The sequence below is a fragment of the Halorubrum sp. SP9 genome, assembly GCF_005435015.1.
Taxonomy (GTDB): Archaea; Halobacteriota; Halobacteria; order Halobacteriales; family Haloferacaceae; genus Halorubrum; species Halorubrum sodomense.
The window spans coordinates 110,883-127,070 of the sequence record NZ_SGXU01000004.1 but is presented as its reverse complement, the minus strand read 5'-3'; the positions used below and the strand labels follow the sequence as shown (position 1 = coordinate 127,070).

Annotated in this window: 14 protein-coding genes and 1 pseudogene; 12 read left to right on the top strand and 3 right to left on the bottom strand. The window is 70.9% G+C overall.

Annotation, left to right across the window (positions count from 1 at the left end; all coding sequences use genetic code 11):
- Positions 1 to 8: 8 nt before the first annotated feature.
- Positions 9 to 1,133, top strand: coding sequence for a Gfo/Idh/MocA family protein (locus tag EXE45_RS04365; RefSeq protein WP_092920399.1), 1,125 nt, complete (start codon positions 9 to 11; stop codon positions 1,131 to 1,133).
- 127 nt (positions 1,134 to 1,260) lie between these two features.
- Here EXE45_RS04365 and EXE45_RS04360 read toward each other — a convergent pair whose 3' ends face one another.
- Positions 1,261 to 1,722, bottom strand: a complete 462-nt coding sequence (locus tag EXE45_RS04360) for a type IV pilin (RefSeq protein WP_092920398.1) — start codon at positions 1,720 to 1,722, stop codon at positions 1,261 to 1,263.
- Positions 1,723 to 1,936: 214 nt separating this feature from the next.
- On the opposite strand from EXE45_RS04360, the gene EXE45_RS04355 reads away from it, so the two are divergent.
- From EXE45_RS04355 to EXE45_RS04345, 3 genes are all read left to right on the top strand, one after another.
- Positions 1,937 to 2,494 (top strand): YIP1 family protein, encoded by a 558-nt coding sequence (locus EXE45_RS04355; protein ID WP_137693640.1) that lies wholly within the window; start codon positions 1,937 to 1,939, stop codon positions 2,492 to 2,494.
- A 74-nt stretch (positions 2,495 to 2,568) separates the two neighbouring features.
- Positions 2,569 to 4,752 (top strand): OB-fold nucleic acid binding domain-containing protein, encoded by a 2,184-nt coding sequence (locus EXE45_RS04350; protein ID WP_137693639.1) that lies wholly within the window; start codon positions 2,569 to 2,571, stop codon positions 4,750 to 4,752.
- 173 nt (positions 4,753 to 4,925) lie between these two features.
- Positions 4,926 to 5,507 carry a DoxX family protein gene (locus EXE45_RS04345; RefSeq protein ID WP_092920395.1) on the top strand — a complete coding sequence of 194 codons (582 nt, stop codon included), beginning with the start codon at positions 4,926 to 4,928 and terminating at the stop codon, positions 5,505 to 5,507.
- A 57-nt stretch (positions 5,508 to 5,564) separates the two neighbouring features.
- On the opposite strand, the gene fer is transcribed toward EXE45_RS04345, so the two are convergent.
- The gene (gene fer / locus EXE45_RS04340) at positions 5,565 to 6,227 is read right to left on the bottom strand and encodes a ferredoxin Fer (protein ID WP_092920394.1); all 663 of its coding nucleotides are present in this window, start codon (positions 6,225 to 6,227) and stop codon (positions 5,565 to 5,567) included.
- Between the two features lie 164 nt (positions 6,228 to 6,391).
- On the opposite strand from fer, the gene fen reads away from it, so the two are divergent.
- The 4 genes from fen (at position 6,392) to gcvPB (ending at position 10,991) form a co-directional block, all read left to right on the top strand.
- The gene (gene fen, locus EXE45_RS04335; protein ID WP_137693638.1) at positions 6,392 to 7,369 is read left to right on the top strand and encodes a flap endonuclease-1; all 978 of its coding nucleotides are present in this window, start codon (positions 6,392 to 6,394) and stop codon (positions 7,367 to 7,369) included.
- Between the two features lie 288 nt (positions 7,370 to 7,657).
- Positions 7,658 to 8,041 carry a glycine cleavage system protein GcvH gene (gene gcvH, locus EXE45_RS04330; RefSeq protein WP_092920392.1) on the top strand — a complete coding sequence of 128 codons (384 nt, stop codon included), beginning with the start codon at positions 7,658 to 7,660 and terminating at the stop codon, positions 8,039 to 8,041.
- A 190-nt stretch (positions 8,042 to 8,231) separates the two neighbouring features.
- Positions 8,232 to 9,560 (top strand): aminomethyl-transferring glycine dehydrogenase subunit GcvPA, encoded by a 1,329-nt coding sequence (gene gcvPA, locus EXE45_RS04325; RefSeq protein WP_092920391.1) that lies wholly within the window; start codon positions 8,232 to 8,234, stop codon positions 9,558 to 9,560.
- Entirely contained in the window at positions 9,561 to 10,991 is a 1,431-nt protein-coding gene (gene gcvPB / locus EXE45_RS04320; protein ID WP_092920390.1) for an aminomethyl-transferring glycine dehydrogenase subunit GcvPB, read from the top strand.
- Positions 10,992 to 11,022: 31 nt separating this feature from the next.
- Here the strand turns inward: gcvPB and EXE45_RS04315 are convergent, their stop codons facing one another.
- The gene (locus EXE45_RS04315) at positions 11,023 to 11,859 is read right to left on the bottom strand and encodes a helix-turn-helix domain-containing protein (RefSeq protein ID WP_137693637.1); all 837 of its coding nucleotides are present in this window, start codon (positions 11,857 to 11,859) and stop codon (positions 11,023 to 11,025) included.
- A gap of 172 nt (positions 11,860 to 12,031) precedes the next feature.
- Here EXE45_RS04315 and EXE45_RS04310 point away from each other — a divergent pair, with 172 nt between their 5' ends.
- The 4 genes and pseudogenes from EXE45_RS04310 (at position 12,032) to EXE45_RS04295 (ending at position 15,789) form a co-directional block, all read left to right on the top strand.
- Entirely contained in the window at positions 12,032 to 13,264 is a 1,233-nt protein-coding gene (locus EXE45_RS04310; protein ID WP_137693636.1) for a threonine synthase, read from the top strand.
- Positions 13,265 to 13,299: 35 nt separating this feature from the next.
- A pseudogene (locus EXE45_RS04305) lies at positions 13,300 to 14,241 on the top strand (NADP-dependent phosphogluconate dehydrogenase); the annotation flags it as partial.
- 98 nt (positions 14,242 to 14,339) lie between these two features.
- Positions 14,340 to 14,684 (top strand): DUF5802 family protein, encoded by a 345-nt coding sequence (locus EXE45_RS04300; protein ID WP_092920386.1) that lies wholly within the window; start codon positions 14,340 to 14,342, stop codon positions 14,682 to 14,684.
- Positions 14,685 to 14,904: 220 nt separating this feature from the next.
- The gene (locus tag EXE45_RS04295; RefSeq protein ID WP_137693635.1) at positions 14,905 to 15,789 is read left to right on the top strand and encodes a sugar phosphate isomerase/epimerase; all 885 of its coding nucleotides are present in this window, start codon (positions 14,905 to 14,907) and stop codon (positions 15,787 to 15,789) included.
- The last annotated feature ends 399 nt before the right edge of the window (positions 15,790 to 16,188 follow it).

Genomic DNA, 16,188 nt, shown 5'->3' with positions numbered 1-16,188 from the left:
GCCCTGCCATGACACTCCGTATCGGCGTGCTCGGGTACCGTTTCATGGGCAAGGCGCACTCGAACGCGATGGCGCGGCTGCCGATGTTCTTCCCGGACGCACCCGAAATCGAGCGCCACACCCTCGTCGGACGCGACGAGGGAGCGCTCGCGGACGCCGCGGATCGGTTCGGCTTCTCGCACACCGCGACGGACTGGGAGGCGGCGCTCGACGAGGTGGACGTCTTCTACAACCTCGGGCCGAACCACGTCCACGCGGAGCCGTCGATCGCGGCCCTCGAAGCCGGGATCCCGGTCCTCTGTGAGAAGCCGCTCGCGCCGACGCTGGAGGAGGCGGCGGCGATGCGCGACGCGGCGGCCGCGGCGGACGCCCCGGCCGGGACCGCCTTCAACTACCGGTTCATCCCCGCGATCCGCTACGCGAAGGGACTGATCGAGGACGGCGAACTAGGCGAGATCCGGCAGGTTCGAGGGCGATACCTCCAAGACTGGCTCGTCGACCCCGAGGCGCCGTGGGCGTGGCGGATGGACGCCGAGATGGCCGGCTCCGGCGCGCTCGGCGACCTCGGCGCGCACACCATCGACCTCGCGAACTTCCTCGTCGGCGACGCGGTGGGGGGAATCGAGCGCCTCTCGGGCCAGTTGACGACGTTCGTCGACGAGCGCCCCGTCTACGACGAGAACGGGAGGATCGAGGAGTACCGCGACGTGACGGTCGACGACGCCTACAACGCGCAGGTCGCCTACGAGTCGGGCGCGACCGGCGGCTTCGAGGCCAGCCGCGTGGCCGAGGGGCACAAAAACGACCACGCGATCGCGGTCCACGGCACGGAGGGAAGCCTGAAGTTCTCCTTGGAACGGCTCAACGAACTGGAGGTGTTACGCGGGCGGAACCGCGGCTACGAGACGGTGTTGGTCACCGAGGAGTCCGACCCGTACGTCGACCACTGGTGGCCCCCGGGCCACGTGATCGGGTGGGAGCACACGTTCGTCCACGAGAACTACGAATTCCTCTCGGCGGTCGACGAGGGCGGATCGTTCGAGCCGTCGTTCGACGACGGTTACGAGGTCCAGCGCGTGCTCGCGGCGATCCAACGGGCCGACGATCGCGGCGAGTGGGTCACCGTAGGGTAGGCGTTCGTAGGGGGTCGACCTCCGACGGCCAGACAGCGCGCGAGACACCGCCGTCCCGTCACCTGACGCCGCTGCGTCAGCCGACGCCGCCGTCCTGTCAGCCGCCGCCGCGTCAGCCGACGCCGCGTCAGACGCCGACGCCCGGGGTGCTGCCGCCGTTCCCCTCGCTCCACTCGTCGATCTTGGAGCTCTCGCCGTTGTAGCTGCCGAGCGTCTCGCGGGTGTCGAACGCGACCGGCTCCCAGACGACCTCGAAGTTCTCGTTGCCCGTGGCGTTGGGCACGACGATCCGGTCGCCGGGTCGGACGACGCCGTCGCCGGGCCACGCGCCGAACTGGACGCTTCCGTCCGGGTCCGTACCGCGGACGTACAGCTCCTCGGCCGGGACCGGGTCCGGGCCGAGCGCGACGACGACGAGCGTGCCGTTCTCCTGTTGGCCTTCGAACTCGGCGTCCGGCGGTGCGACGCCGTCGATGAGACCGAACACCGCCGCGCCGACGAGCGCGAGCAGCAGCACGACGACCCCGACGAGCAGCCCCGTCCCCGCCAGGGGGGTGAACCCTCGCTCGTCGTCTCGGAACGCGACCATTCGGCCGTGACTCAGACGGCACCGGTATAAGCGTTTGCGCGCCGCGTATCAGTCGTGATACGTTCGGGGTCGCCGGGCGCGGCGGGCCGGGTCGGAACCGGGCCTCGACCCGAACCGGAAACGGGTTATTCCGCGCGGGCGAACACCGGCCGTGAAGTCTCGTCCCGACGGCTCGGCGGGCGGTCGTCCCCGCGGACCGCGAGGCATCGCTCGCATGTGGGCCGAGGTGCTCGTTCGGCCGCGGCGCACGTTCGCGAACGGGATCACGCCCGGCGATCAGGCGCCCGCGCTGACGTTCGCGGTGGCGGTCGCCGCGGCGTTCACCCTCGGGTGGATCGCGTCGGACCCCGCGGCGATGCCCGTCGTCGTCCCCTCCTCGCGAGTGCTGTCCGAGGCCGTGGTCGTCGTCGTCGTGGTCGCGCTGGCGGCGCCGGTCGGGCTCCACCTGACCGCCGCGGTCGCGACCGTTTCCGTCGTGCTGGCGAGCCTCGAGGTCGACGGCGGAGTCGGCTTTCGCGACCGCGGGGGAGTGAGCGAGACGGTCCAGGCGGTCGCGTACGCCAGCTCCCCGATGGCGCTGGCCGGACCGGCGATCCCCGAACTCAGGGTCGTCTGCGGCGCGTACGCGGCACTCCTCCTGTTCGTCGGGTTCCGGGCGGTTCACGGACTGGGACCGCTCCGGACCGCCGCGGCCGCACTCCCGCCGGCCGCGCTCGGCTACGGCGTCGGCTATCGGGCCGTGGCCGCGGCGCGAACGCTGCTCGGCGCGTGACGGGCCGGGCGCCCGCGCCGCCGCCAGCGGGTTTTCGACAACCGTTTTAGGCCCGAGGCTCTCGGTGTACTCAAATGGGATCCTGTATCATCTGTGGCACCGACGTCGGAGGCGGTCGCGTCTGCGACTCGCACCAGGAAGACGTCGTGTTCGACTTCCGCGGCGACTCTCCCGACGATCTGGTTCCGAGCCGGTTCTATCGGGGCGTCGTCGACGGGTACGCCGAGTTCGGCGTGTTCGTCGACCTCGCGCCGGGCGTCACCGGACTGCTCCACCGCTCCGAACTCGACCGCCGGCTCGACAGCCTCGACTGGGAGCCGGGCGACGAGGTGTTCGTCCAGGTGAAAGGCGTCCGCGACAACGGCAACGTCGACCTCGGCTGGTCGATCCGCCAGGCCGACCGCGAGTTCCGAGGCGTTCTCGTTCAGGAGTCCGACGGCGAGCACCTCCCGGACGAGGAGCCGGGCGACGACGGCGAGGGCGCAGCCGAGACGACCGGCGATGCGTCCGCCGAAGCCGAGGAGTCGGTCGACGCAGGCGACGACGAGGACGCGGACGAGTCGGTCGACGAGACGGTCGAGGCCGACGCGGGGTCCGTCGAGGTAGAGCCCGAGGCCGACGCGGGGTCCGACGATGCGGCGGAACCCGAAAGCGAGACGGAGTCCGCCGAGAGCGGTGACGCGGCGCCGACCGCCGCCGAGGAGACCCCGGAATCTGAGGCGGTCGAGGCGGCCGGAGACGACGCCGACGCGGACCCGGAACGCGTGCCGATCACGACGCTCGGAGACGCGGTCGGCGACGCGGTGCGGATCGAGGGCGAGGTCGTCGGCGTCCGCCAGACCGGCGGCCCGACGGTGTTCGAGGTCAGCGACGAGACGGGCGCGGTCGACGTGGCCGCGTTCGTCGAGCCCGGCGTCCGGGCGCATCCGGACGTCGAGGTCGGCGACGCGGTGCGGGTCGACGGCGAGGTCGAGAGCCACCGCGGCGACGTCCAGGTGGAGTCCGAGGCGCTCGTCCTCCTCGACGGAGCGGCGGCCGAATCGGTCCGCCGCCGCATCGCCGAGGCGCTCACGGACGAGGCCCGACCCGAGGGGCTCCAGCCGCTCGCCGGCGACGAGACGGTCGCGGAGCTCGCGGACGGCCTCCTCGACGCGGCCGAAGCCGTCCGGCGCGCGGTCCTCGAGTCGCGACCGATCGTCGTCCGCCACCCGGCGACCGCCGACGGCTACGTCGCCGGCGCCGCGGTCGAACGCGCCGTCCTCCCGCTGATCCGCGACGAACACGCGAAGAGCGACGCCGAGTACCACTACTTCACCCGCCGGCCGCTCGACGAGCCGGTGTACGGGATGGACGCGGCCACCAACGACGCGACGCGGATGCTCCAGGACCGCGACCGCCACGACGAGAAGCTCCCGCTGTTCCTGCTCGTCGGCGCCGGCTCGACGACCGAGTCCGCCGACGGCATCGACCTGCTGTCGGTGTACGGGGTCGACGCGGTCGTCGTCGACGCCGCGGTCGCGGACCCGGAGACCCGGGACGCGGTCGACACGCTCGTCTCGCCGGAGCTGGCCGACGTCGACGGCGACGAGACGCTCTCGACGGGCGCGCTCGTCGCCTCGCTCGCGTCGGCGATCAACGACGAGGTCCGCGCGGACCTCCGGCACCTGCCGGCGGTGAGCTACTGGGCGGACGCCCCCGACCGCTACGTCGACCTCGCGCGCGACGCGGGCCACGACGCCGAGCGCGTCGCGGAGCTCCGCGAGGCCGTCGCGCTGGAGGCGTACTACCAGTCGTACCAGGACAAGCGGGAGCTGATAGCGGACCTGCTGTTCTCGGACGGCGGCAACCTCGCGGCGCACGTCTCCGAGCAGTTCAGGGAGAAGTTAGAGACCGAGATCGAGACCGCTGACGCGAACGTCGTGACCGAGGCGGTCGACGGCGTCGAGTTCGCCCTGCTCGACACCGACGACTACACCCACCGGTACGACTTCCCGCCGACGCCGCTCCTGCTCGACGACCTGCATCGGCGCCGCGCCGACGGCGAACCGTTCGCGACGGTCGGCGTCGGCACCGACGAGCTGTACGTGCGCACGACCGCGGACGTCTCGGTCCGCGACGTGGCAGCGCGCGCGGCCGAGCTCGCGCCGACGGCGGACATCGACACCGCGGGCGTCCGCGAGGGGAAGATCGAGTTCCTCTCGGGCGAGCGCGACGCCGTCGAAGACGCCGTCGTCGCGGCCGTCGCCGAGGCGTTCTGAGGCGGCCGCCGCGTCAGACGACTCGGGGACTGGCCGACTCGGAGTCGCTTCCCGTTCCGCGCATCCATATGCGCGATGGTTTTCTCTCGCCGTCGATCGAAAACCGAGGGGCATCGGATCCGGCGGTAGATTATTACCGGTGTGTTGACCTCTCTCAAGCTGGTGTCACAGACATGGCAACGCAACCCTCCGAACGGACGCTTCGCGCGGAGCTGCTCGGCCGCGACGTGGAGTTCAACTACTCCGAGACCTGGCTGGCGTACTCGATGCTTGGACTCCGGGTCGTGATGGCGTGGGTGTTCCTTCAGGCCGGCCTGGAGAAGCTGTTCGAGGGGGGCCTCGCAGACCCGCTCGCGTGGAGCTCGGTCGGGTTCCTCCGGAACGCCATCGCCGAGGCCAACCCGTTACAGGGGCTGTTCCTCTTCTTTGCGGACTACGCCGCAATCATCGACCCGATGGTGGTGTTCGGACAGATCCTGATCGGGCTGGCGCTGCTGTTCGGCGTCCTCTTCCGGTTCGCCGCGCTGATGGGGGCGATCATGATGTCGATGTTCTGGACCGCCGCGTGGCAGGGCGGACTGCTGGCCGGGTTCCCGGTCGCGCACGGCTACTTCGTCGACAGCTCGCTCGTGTACATGCTGATCCTGTTCGGCCTCGGCGCGTGGGGCGCCGGGCGGATCGTCGGGATCGACCGGGCGTTAGAGGAGACGGAGCTGGTCCGAAACGCCCCGGCGCTGCGGTACCTGCTCGGGTGACGGACGCCGGCCGCGCTCCGGCGCCGGACGTTGTTGCGTCGACCGATCGACTCCCCCTCAGCGACGCGTGAACGGACCGGGCGGGAGGATGAGGTCGTCGAGCTCCGGGCGCTGTTTCACGTTGAACACGACGGACAGCTCGTCGGTCAGCGGGTAGCCGTTGCAGGAGAGGCGGAACCCCCGCTCGGCGAGGTCGTCGGGCATGATGTGGTCGGTCGGCTGCGAGAGCTCGCCCGCGGCGAGGTACACCGCGCAGTTCGCGCAGGCGCCGCCGCGACACGAGAAGGGCCACGCGAAGCCGCTCCGCTCGGCCGCCTCCAGCAGGCTCTCGTCGGGCTGGACCAGCAGGCGACCGTGCGCGTCGGGGTCGAGGTCGGCCTGACCGGCCTTCCGGAACAGCTCGTCGTCGTCGAGCGACCAGCCGTAGTCGACGACGGCCTCGTAGTCGAGGAACTCGACGCGGGTCGGCTTCGGCCCCGCGGCGTCGCCGTCGTCGCTGAGGTCGATGTCGGCGGGCCCGGCCCCGTTCTCCTCGCCGCTCTCGTCGCCGTTCCGGTCGCGCTCGGACAGCTCCCGGTAGGCGCGGCGGACGAGCTGAAACTCCTCGATCGAACCCCCCTGATCCGGGTGGGCTCGCTTGACGCGCTCGCGGTAGGCCCGTTCGACCGCCTCGTCGTCGGCGTCCTCGTCGACCTCCAACACCTCGAACGGGGAGACCATTCAGACGCGGACCCGTACGCGCGTGACGCATATAAACGGCCCAGAAGTCGGCAGGCGAATCGCGACGCGGGACGGACCGAGAAATCGCCGCGAGACACCGAGCCGGCGGTTCCTCGGTCCGGGAGCCGTCAGCGTTTAAGAGCGGCGCGCCCCAGAGACCGGTAATGGGAAACGCCGACCTGCGCGACCTCGCGTCGATCCGCGACGTGCCCTTCGCGGAACTCGAGGGGAGCGTCGTCGCCGTCGACGCGCACAACTGGCTGTACCGGTACCTCACGACGACCGTCAAGTGGACGAGCGACGAGAAGTACACGACGGCCGACGGCGTCGAGGTCGCGAACCTGATCGGGGTCGTCCAGGGGCTCCCGAAGTTCTTCGAACACGACCTGATCCCCGTGATGGTGTTCGACGGCGCCGTCACCGACCTGAAGGCGGACGAGGTTGCGGAGCGCCGCGAGAAGCGCGAGGCGGCCGAGGAGCGTCGGGCCGCCGCCGAGGAGCGCGGCGACGCCGTCGAGGCCGCCCGGCTGGAGGCCCGGACCCAGCGGCTCACCGACGCGATCCACGAGACGACCCGCGAGCTGCTCGAACGGCTCGACGTGCCGATAGTCGAGGCGCCCGCCGAGGGGGAAGCGCAGTGCGCGCACATGGCCGCGAGCGGGACCGTCGACCACGCCGGCAGCGAGGACTACGACACCCTGCTGTTCGGCGCGCCGACGACGCTCCGCCAGCTGACGAGCAAGGGCGACCCGGAGCTGATGGACCTCGCGGCGACGCTGGCGGACCTCGGGTTGGACCGACAGGGGCTCGTCGACGTCGCGATGCTCTGTGGCACCGACTTCAACGACGGGATCCGTGGAATCGGACCGAAGACGGCGGTGACGGCGGTGACGGAACACGGCGATCTGTGGGGCGTTCTGGAGGCGCGCGACGCCGAGATACCCGACGCCGAGGCGATCCGCGAGCTGTTCATGACCCCCCCGGCCGAGGACGTCGCGGTCGACACCGACGTGAACCCGGACGTGGAGGCCGCCCGGGAGTACGTCGTCGACGAGTGGGGCGTGGCCGCCGACGAGGTCGAACGCGGGTTCGAGCGCATCGCGGAGTCGCAGGTTCAGGCCGGTCTCGACCGGTGGACCTGAGCGGATACGACCGGTGGACCCGAGGGGACGCGACCGGTGGACCGAGGAGACGGCCCGGGAACAGACGAGGCGCCACCGACCGGGTTCGGGCGGGGGTCCGTCGTCGAGACCGCCGCGAACACACCTTTTATTTCCTCGTCGTCAGAAGGGTGACTCACACGTGTCGCGGATCGCCTTTCGATCGCGGACGTCGTCCACGACCGGTAGACGAGCCGGATCCGCCGCCGTTTCCGGCGGCGCGGCGCGTCCGCGGGCCGACGCCCGAGCGGACCGCGGCGACCCTGACCAATGAGCTTCGACGTTCCCGACGACAGACGGTACTTGGAATCGCACGAGTGGGCGACGACCGGCGGCGACACCGTCCGGATCGGCGTCTCCGACTTCGCGCAGGACGAACTGGGCGACGTGGTGTTCGTCGAGCTCCCGGAGGTCGGCGACGAGGTCGCCGCCGGCGAGGCGTTCGGCGTCGTCGAGTCGATCAAGGCCGTCTCCGACCTGTACGCGCCCGTCTCGGGCGAGGTCGTCGCCGTCAACGAGGAACTGTTCGACCGCCCGGAGCTCGTCAACGAGGACCCCTACGGAGACGGCTGGATGCTCGAGGTCGAGCCCGTCGAGGGCGGCGACGCCGAGGGGCTGCTCGACGCCGACGCGTACGACGACCAGATCGCCTGAGTGTCCCGATCGACGCCGGGAACGGGACGCCAGGCTCGGACGAAACACCAACCGGACACACGACAATGACCACGCCACCTTCCGATCCCACGCCAGCGTTCGACTCCGCGCCGCCCGTGAACCGACGATCCGAAAATCCACGACCCGCGACCGGACGAACGAACCGTCGCGGACGAGACGGAACGAACCGATGAGCCGGGCGAACGGCACGCCGTACGCGCCCCACACCGACGCGGAGACCGCGGCGATGCTGGCGGAGATCGGCGTCGACGACGAGGAGGCGCTGTTCGACATCCCCGAGTCGGTCGCCTTCGACGGCGAGTTCGGCATCGAGCCGCGGACGGAACGCGAGATCCGCGACGAGTGCGCCCGAATGTTGAACCGCAACGACGACCTCACGGAGTTCCTCGGACGGGGACACTACGGCCACTACGTCCCGAGCGTCGTCGATCACCTCTCGGACCGCGCCGAGTTCCTCACGAGCTACACCCAGTACCAGCCGGAAGCGTCACAGGGGTTCCTCCAGGCGCTGTTCGAGTACCAGTCGATGCTGGTCGAGCTGACCGGTCTCGACGTCGCGAACTGCTCGATGTACGACGCCGCGACCGCGCTCGGCGAGGCCGCGACGCTCGCGGACCGCGTCCGTGCCACGTCCGGCGATGTCGTCCTCGTCCCCGAACAGCTCCGCGAGGGGAAACGGGCGGTGTTGGAGAACTACTGCGCGGGCGTCGACCTGACCGTCGAGACGTATCCGATGGCCGACGGGACCGCCGACGTCGACGCCCTGGCCGACCGCGCCGGCGACGACGTCGTCATGCTGTACGCCGAGAGCCCGACCGTCCGCGGCTGTATCGAGGAGCGGCTCGCGGCGATCGGTGACCTCGCCGGCGAGACGGACGCGCTGTTCGCGCTCGGCTCCGACGTCGTCGCGCTGTCGGTGTTACAGTCGCCGGAAGCGGTCGGGGCCGACGTCGTCGTCGGCGAGGCCGGCGCGCTCGGCCTGCCGACCAGCTACGGGATGGGACTGGGGATCTTCGCCTGTAGCGACGAGTTCCTGCGGCAGGTGCCCGGCAGGCTCGTGGGCGCGAGCGAGGACGCGAACGGCGACCGCGCGTACACGCTGACGCTCCAGACCCGCGAACAGCACATCCGCAAGGAGCGAGCCACCTCGAACATCTGTACGAATCAGGCGTGGGTCGCGCTCCGCGCGGCGATCCACGCGGCGACGCTCGGTCCGGACGGGCTCGTCGACCTCGCGAACGACTGCGTCCGCGAGGCCGAGGCGCTCGCGACGCGGATCGACGACTGCTCCGGCGCCGCGGCCCCCGTCCACGACCGCCACCACTTCCGGGAGTTCGCGGTGCGCGTCGACCAGCCGGCGGCGGCCGTCGCCGAGGAGTTAGAGGCCGAGGGGTTCGCGGTCCACGCGATCGGCGACCACCTGCTTCAGGTCTGCGTCACCGACCTGAACGCCGGGCGGGCGGACGGCCTCGTCGCCGCCTTCGAGGAGGTGCTGTAGATGATCCACGACCAGGCGAACTACGAGCGCGAGGCGGAGGACGTCCGGGAGCCGCTGCTCTCGGAGAAGGGCCAGGAGACGGTCGACGTGCGTGAGGACTCCCCGCTACCCGACGACCTGACCCGGGAGGCGCTGACGCTCCCGAACCCCTCGGAGCCGGAGACGGCGCGCCACTACACCCGGCTCTCGCAGATGAACTGGGCGATCGACGCGGGCCCGTACCCGCTGGGGAGCTGTACGATGAAGTACAACCCCAAGTTCACCGAGGACGTGGCGGCCGACCCGAACGCGGCGGTCCACCCCGACCGCTCCGCGCGCTCGGCCCAGGGAACCTTAGCGCTCCAGTACCGGCTCCAAGAGGTGCTGGCCGACATCGGCGGCATGGACGCCGTCACGCTCCAGCCGCCCGCGGGCGCCGCCGGGGAGTTGACCGGAATCCTCGTGGCGAAGGCGTACCACGAGCATCACGGCAACGACCGCTCGGAGGTCGTGATCCCGGCGTCGGCGCACGGGACGAACTTCGCGACCGCCGCGACCGCCGGCTACGACGTGGTCGAACTCCCCTCCGGCGAGGACGGCCGAGTCGACCTCGAGGCGCTGGAGGCGGCCGTGAGCGACGACACCGCCGCCTTGATGCTCACGAACCCGAACACGGTCGGACTCTTCGAGCGCGACATCACCGAGATCGCCGAGATCGTCCACGACGCCGGCGGCCTGCTCTACTACGACGGCGCGAACCTCAACGCGCTGCTCGGCCGCGGCCGCCCCGGCGACATGGGGTTCGACGTGATGCATTACAACGTCCACAAGACGTTCGCGACGCCACACGGCGGCGGGGGTCCCGGCGCCGGGCCGGTCGGCGTCGTCGACGAGTTGGCGCCGTTCCTCCCGACGCCGCGAGTCCGAGAGGCGGACGACGGCGGTGGTTACGAGCGCTTCGAACCGAGTCACACCATCGGCAAGGTCCACGGCTTCGCCGGCAACTGGCTCGTGTTGATCAAGGCGTACGCGTACATCGCCCGCCTCGGGGACGAGGGGCTGTCGGACGCCGCCGCGAAGGCCGTTCTCAACGCCAACTACCTCGCCGAGCGGATCGACTTAGAGGTGCCCTTCGGCCCCTTCCACCACGAGTTCGCGGCGACTGCGGGCGACCGCGACGCGGCCGACGTCGCCAAGCGGATGCTGGACTTCGGCGTCCACCCGCCGACAACGAAGTGGCCCGAGATGGTCCCGGAGGCGATGCTGACGGAGCCGACGGAGATCGAGGGGCGGTCGTCGCTCGACGACCTCGCCGAGGCGTTCAACCTCGCGTACGCCGACACCGACGCGGCGCTCGACTCCGCGCCGACCCGGACCGCCGCCGCCCGGATCGACCAGGTCGGCGCCGCGCGGGACCCACGGCTCTCGTGGCAGGCGCTCGACGGAGAGTAGGACGGTCGGCGTCCGAAGGCGGTCGACCGCGTCAGGGCTCGGTCGCCGCGGACCGAACGGGTTCCTCGCGGTCGCTCGCGTCGAGCTCGTCGGCGTCGTCGACGTCGAACTCCCCTTCGTCGAGGGGTGGCTCCTCGGGGGGCGCGGTCTCGGCCGTCACCGCGTCTCCGACGTCCGCCCCCGAGGCGAACGCCCCCTCGCCGTCGACGAACCGGCGCATCACCCGCCCCTCGGCGCGGTGGAGCGTCTCGCTACAGGTCGATTTCGCGATCTCGTTGGCCTCGGCCAGTTCGGTGAGGGTACACCGTCGCGGCGTGTCGTAGTACCCCGCCCGGACCGCCTCGAAGACGAGTTCGCGCTGCGCCTCCGTGAGCGTCCGATCCGGGTCGCCGGCGTCGGTCGCGGCGACACCGACCGTCACGCCGTCGCCCGTGAGCCGCCGCCCGAACGCCTCGATCCGGTCGCGGTCGCCGACGACCGTCACGGTGGCGCGCCCGTCGACGACTTCCACCGTCGACTCGATCGGTAAGCCGACCGCCCGCGCCGCCGGGAGGTATACGGGGGCGCGCCCGGCGACCCGGAGCGTGCGAACCTCGCCGCGGCGCTCGACCGTCGTCGCGCGCTCGACCGCCTCGTGATCGCGAAGGGCGTCCTCGGCGCGGTCCCTCTCGGTGCCGGCGACGAGGACGGTCGCGATCGCCTCCGGGTCGTCGTCGGCCGTCTGCCGGGTGTTGCCACCGGTCGCGCTCGAATCGACGCCGACCGCGATCGTCTCCGCGACCCGGAGCGTCGCCGGGGGGACGCTTCGGGAGACGTCACCGAGCCACGACCCGGTCGGGAGGTCGAGTCGCAGGTCGGTCCGGCTCATCGCTTCCACCTCGGTTCGCCCGGCGGATCGCCCGTCCCGACGGTCGCTGGTGCGCGCATCTCACGTCCGGGTACGGCGGCGGTCCCCCTCGGTGTACCCCTTCATACGTTTCGAACCTAAATACCCCGCCGCGACCGCAGGACCGAAGTCCCCGGCGCGCGAGCGCGCGTTCATGGAGACGACGGACGCGTTCATCGGCCTGACCTGCGTCGACTGCGAGGAGACGTTCGACGCGGCGGCGGCGACGCACCGCTGTCCCGACTGCGGCGGGATCCTCGACCCCGACTACGACTACGACCGGGTCGACCTGACCCCGGCGACGCTCGACGCCCGTCCCGACGGGTCGATGTGGCGGTACGCCGAGCTGCTCCCGTTCCCGGCCGAGACGGCGGTGTCGCTCGGGGAGGGCGCGACGCCGCTCGTGGAGTGCCCGGCGCTGGCAGACGCGATGGGGGTCGGCCGCGTCCTCCTGAAAGACGAGGGCGCGAACCCGACTGGCACGTTCAAGGACCGGGGGCAGGCGGCCGCGATGACGGCCGCGCGCGAACACGGCGCGAGCGAGGTCGCGCTGAACAGCGCCGGCAACGCGGGGCAGGCGGCCGCGGCGTACGCGGCGCGCGCGGACCTGGACGCGCACGTGTTTCTCCCCTCGCGGGCGGGGTTCACGCAGAAGGCGATGACGGAGGTCCACGGCGCGGACCTGACCGTCACCGACCCCGTCGACGGGAACTCGCAGATCGGCGACGCCGGAAAGGCGTACGCCGAGGCGATGGACGAGCACCCCGAGTGGTACTCGACGAAGACGTTCGTCACGCCGTACCGCCACGAGGGGAAGAAGACGATGGCGTTGGAGCTGCTGGCGCAGCTCGACTGGGAGGTCCCCGACGGGGTCGTCTACCCGACCGGCGGCGGCGTCGGCCTCGTCGGGATGCACAAGGCCGCCCGCGAGGCGCGCGACCTCGGGTGGACCGACGAACTCGTCCCGATGTACGCCGCGCAGGCCGCGGGCTGTGCCCCGGTCGTCCGAGCCTACGAGTCGGGGGCGGAGAGACACGAACCCCTCGACGACGACGAGGTCGACACGGCCTGTAACGGGATCGCGATCCCGGATCCCGGCGCGAGCGGCCTCATCCTGGAGGCGATCCGCGAGTCCGACGGCGGGGCGGTGGCGACGACGGACCGCGAGATCCTCGACGCCGCGATCGAGGTCGCGCGGGCGGAGGGGCTGGAGGTCGGCGCCACCTGCGCCGCCGCCGTCTCGGGCGCGTTCGCGCTCGCGGAGTCCGGCGAGTTCGGGCCGGACGACACCGTCGTTCTGTTGAACACCGGCGCCGGCAACAAGGACGTGGACGCGCTCCGCGCGCACCTCGGCGAGCGCGAGGCCGAGGCGGAGGCGAACGAGTAGGAGCGAGGACTCGAACCGGAACCACTACGGCGACCGGTCGCCACCCCTCGCGCATGGAACTCGGCGTCATCGGGCTCGGTCGGATGGGGCAGATCGTCGCGGACCGGTCGCTTTCGGCGGGCCACGACGTGGTCGCGTTCGACCTCTCGGCGGAGGCGACCGCGACGGCGGCGGAGAACGGGGCAGAGCCGGCCGACTCGGTCGCGGACCTGTGTGACCGGTTGGACGACGGCGGGGGAGACGGCGGCGGCAAGCGCATCTGGCTGATGGTGCCCGCGGGCGACGCCGTCGACGCCACGCTCGCGGACCTGGAACCGCACCTCGACGGCGACGATGTCGTCGTCGACGGCGGCAACTCGCAGTTCCGGGAGTCAGTCCGGCGCGCCGAGGAGACGGACGCGGCGTACCTCGACTGCGGCACCTCCGGCGGGCCCGCGAGCGCGGAGGCGGGCTTCTCGCTGATGGTCGGCGGCCCGGCGTGGGCCTACGAGGCGATGGTCCCGGTGTTCGACGCGGTCGCGACCGGGCCCGACGGCCACGACCGCATGGGCGAGTCGGGCGCCGGCCACTACGTGAAGATGGTCCACAACGGCGTCGAGTACGCGCTGATGCAGGCGTACGGCGAGGGGTTCGAGCTGCTCACCGAGGGCCGGTACGACCTCGACATGGAGACCGTCGCGCGGACGTGGAACAACGGCGCCGTGATCCGGTCGTGGCTGCTGGAGCTCTGCGAGGAGGCGTTCCGCGAGGAGGGGTCGGACCTGGGCGACGTGGCCGACCACGTCGCGGGCGGCTCGACGGGCACCTGGACGGTTCGGGAGGCGCTCGAACAGGAGGTCCCCGTGCCGATCATCTATCAGGCGCTCGCGGAGCGGTTCGACTCGCGAAACGAGGGGCGCTTCTCGCGGCGGCTCGCGAACCGGCTCCGGTACGGGTTCGGCCGTCACGAGGTCGCGCGGCGGTCCGGAGAGGAGTAGGAGCGGACGACCGAAACGGTTCCTTCGTCTGAGTAGCAGGATCGGTCACGTCCGAGAAAGGCTTATGTACTGTCGTGGTAGAGTCTGACACGCATAGAATGTTCGAGCGATTCTCGAGCGGCTACTACCTTGGGGAACTGTACGTGGAACCCCGCGACGGCGAGCGCGCCGTCATCCGGCGGGCGGACCACGAACGCGTCAACGAGCAGCTGTACGCGGACGGCGAGGGCGTCGAGCGGCTCGACGCCCCGCTCGTCATGAAGGTCGACGGCGGCCACATCCCGGTCGGCGGCGACGACGACGTACCGAGCGGCACGCTCGCGATTCCCCAGGAACTCGCCGACGAGACGCTCCCGGACCGGAAGAACGTCCTCCTAGCGGACGCGGACCGCGCCGAGACGCTCCTTCGGTGGGAGGGGTGGGAGCCGTACGTGAACGCGTAAGGCGACGGGGAAGGCCCCGGTTCGATGTCGACGTTGGCCGGCACGTGCGAGCGGGGAGTTCGATTCCGGGAGCCAACACCGCCGAAACCGGTTCCGCTGAAGTTCTCAGACACGGATAAGGGTCAGCTACTGAATACGGGGTTCAAGCGCGTGGCAGCGACTTTCGCTGCCGGGTGGTAGGCACCGAATACTAATCGAGACCGCCTCGTGATCGACGCGTATGACCGCATCGGCTAGCACCGCTTTTCAGCTGTACAGCGTTCGGTCGGATTCGGATTCCCTCCCTGATCTCGTTCGTCGCGTCGCGGCAGGCGGATACGACGGCGTCGAGTTCGCCCAGCGGTTTCAGGAGGAGCCGCCCGACGCTATCGCTGCCGCACTCGACGAAACCGGGCTCGTTCCGGTCGCGGTCCACGCTGACCTCTCGACTATCGAGGACGCTCTCACCGGTGAGAGTGACCTGTTGGAGCGGTGTGCGATCGTCGGCTGTGACCGACTCGTCGTCGCCCACCCCGACTCGGCGCACTTTCACACCCGTGAGTCCGTTCGCGCGCTCGCGGACCGACTGAACGACGCGGCGGCGGCGCTCGACGACCGAGGGCTGGAACTGGGGCTCCACAACGACCGCCGGTGGACGCGTCCGTTGCTACCGGGCGGTGTCGAGGCGCTTATCGACGCGACGCCGGCACCTGACGGAGCGGCCGACTACCTCCAGACGGCGGGGCGGCGACTCCGGACTCGAAACGCGGGCACAGTCCCTCGCGGCACCCCCCTCCGGCTGCTCGCGGAGACGGATCCCCGGTCCGTCTGGTTCGAGCTCGAGGTCGCCGAGCTCCGTGCCGGGGGCGTTGCGCCGACCGAGGCGCTGTCGTTGCTCAGCGACCGGGTGGAGCTGCTCCACCTCCGCGACCTGGCTCCGGGCTCCGGTCTCGGGGAGTTCGAGCACGTTCCACACGGTGACGGGGTAGTGGACATGAAACGCGTGCTCGAAGCCGCGAGCGTCGCCGCCGTCGAGTGGGTCGTCTACGAGAACGAACTCGACACGCCCTCCGAGGAGAAAATCGACGCCGGGAGGCGATTCTTCGATCGGACGCTCGGAGAGTGACCCGCGACGACCGATCTCACCAACCGAACGGAAGCGACTCGACCGCGATACCGTATTTAACAACGTATCGACGCGACCGAGACGAATCGAGTTCCCGATCGGCGACGCCACTCGTTGCTTGAATTCCCCGTACTGAGTGATCAGTTCCCGCGTAGCCCTGCCTCGTTTTGTAACACATTCGCGCTCCGTGTTCAGCGCGTCCTCGGAGAGGTGACTTCGACGGAGCCCGAACTCCGACCGCGATGACGCTACGCACCACGGGCAGCCGACGACTCCGCCGCCGCCGCCCTCGCAGGCGCTCCGGCCGCCGGAGGCGGTCACTCGGAGGCGTGCGCCACCGCACGGCACTGCGGTGTGGGTTCCCGGTCGCGTCGTCGCCGCAGACGCACCTTTTAGGTC

Bases quoted from the DNA above. Each gene is read 5' to 3' on its own strand.
- EXE45_RS04365 (WP_092920399.1), top strand. From the start codon at position 9: ATGACACTCCGTATCGGCGTGCTCGGGTACCGTTTCATGGGCAAGGCG.
- EXE45_RS04360 (WP_092920398.1), bottom strand. From the start codon at position 1,722: ATGGTCGCGTTCCGAGACGACGAGCGAGGGTTCACCCCCCTGGCGGGG.
- EXE45_RS04355 (WP_137693640.1), top strand. From the start codon at position 1,937: ATGTGGGCCGAGGTGCTCGTTCGGCCGCGGCGCACGTTCGCGAACGGG.
- EXE45_RS04350 (WP_137693639.1), top strand. From the start codon at position 2,569: ATGGGATCCTGTATCATCTGTGGCACCGACGTCGGAGGCGGTCGCGTC.
- EXE45_RS04345 (WP_092920395.1), top strand. From the start codon at position 4,926: ATGGCAACGCAACCCTCCGAACGGACGCTTCGCGCGGAGCTGCTCGGC.
- fer (WP_092920394.1), bottom strand. From the start codon at position 6,227: ATGGTCTCCCCGTTCGAGGTGTTGGAGGTCGACGAGGACGCCGACGAC.
- fen (WP_137693638.1), top strand. From the start codon at position 6,392: ATGGGAAACGCCGACCTGCGCGACCTCGCGTCGATCCGCGACGTGCCC.
- gcvH (WP_092920392.1), top strand. From the start codon at position 7,658: ATGAGCTTCGACGTTCCCGACGACAGACGGTACTTGGAATCGCACGAG.
- gcvPA (WP_092920391.1), top strand. From the start codon at position 8,232: ATGAGCCGGGCGAACGGCACGCCGTACGCGCCCCACACCGACGCGGAG.
- gcvPB (WP_092920390.1), top strand. From the start codon at position 9,561: ATGATCCACGACCAGGCGAACTACGAGCGCGAGGCGGAGGACGTCCGG.
- EXE45_RS04315 (WP_137693637.1), bottom strand. From the start codon at position 11,859: ATGAGCCGGACCGACCTGCGACTCGACCTCCCGACCGGGTCGTGGCTC.
- EXE45_RS04310 (WP_137693636.1), top strand. From the start codon at position 12,032: ATGGAGACGACGGACGCGTTCATCGGCCTGACCTGCGTCGACTGCGAG.
- EXE45_RS04300 (WP_092920386.1), top strand. From the start codon at position 14,340: ATGTTCGAGCGATTCTCGAGCGGCTACTACCTTGGGGAACTGTACGTG.
- EXE45_RS04295 (WP_137693635.1), top strand. From the start codon at position 14,905: ATGACCGCATCGGCTAGCACCGCTTTTCAGCTGTACAGCGTTCGGTCG.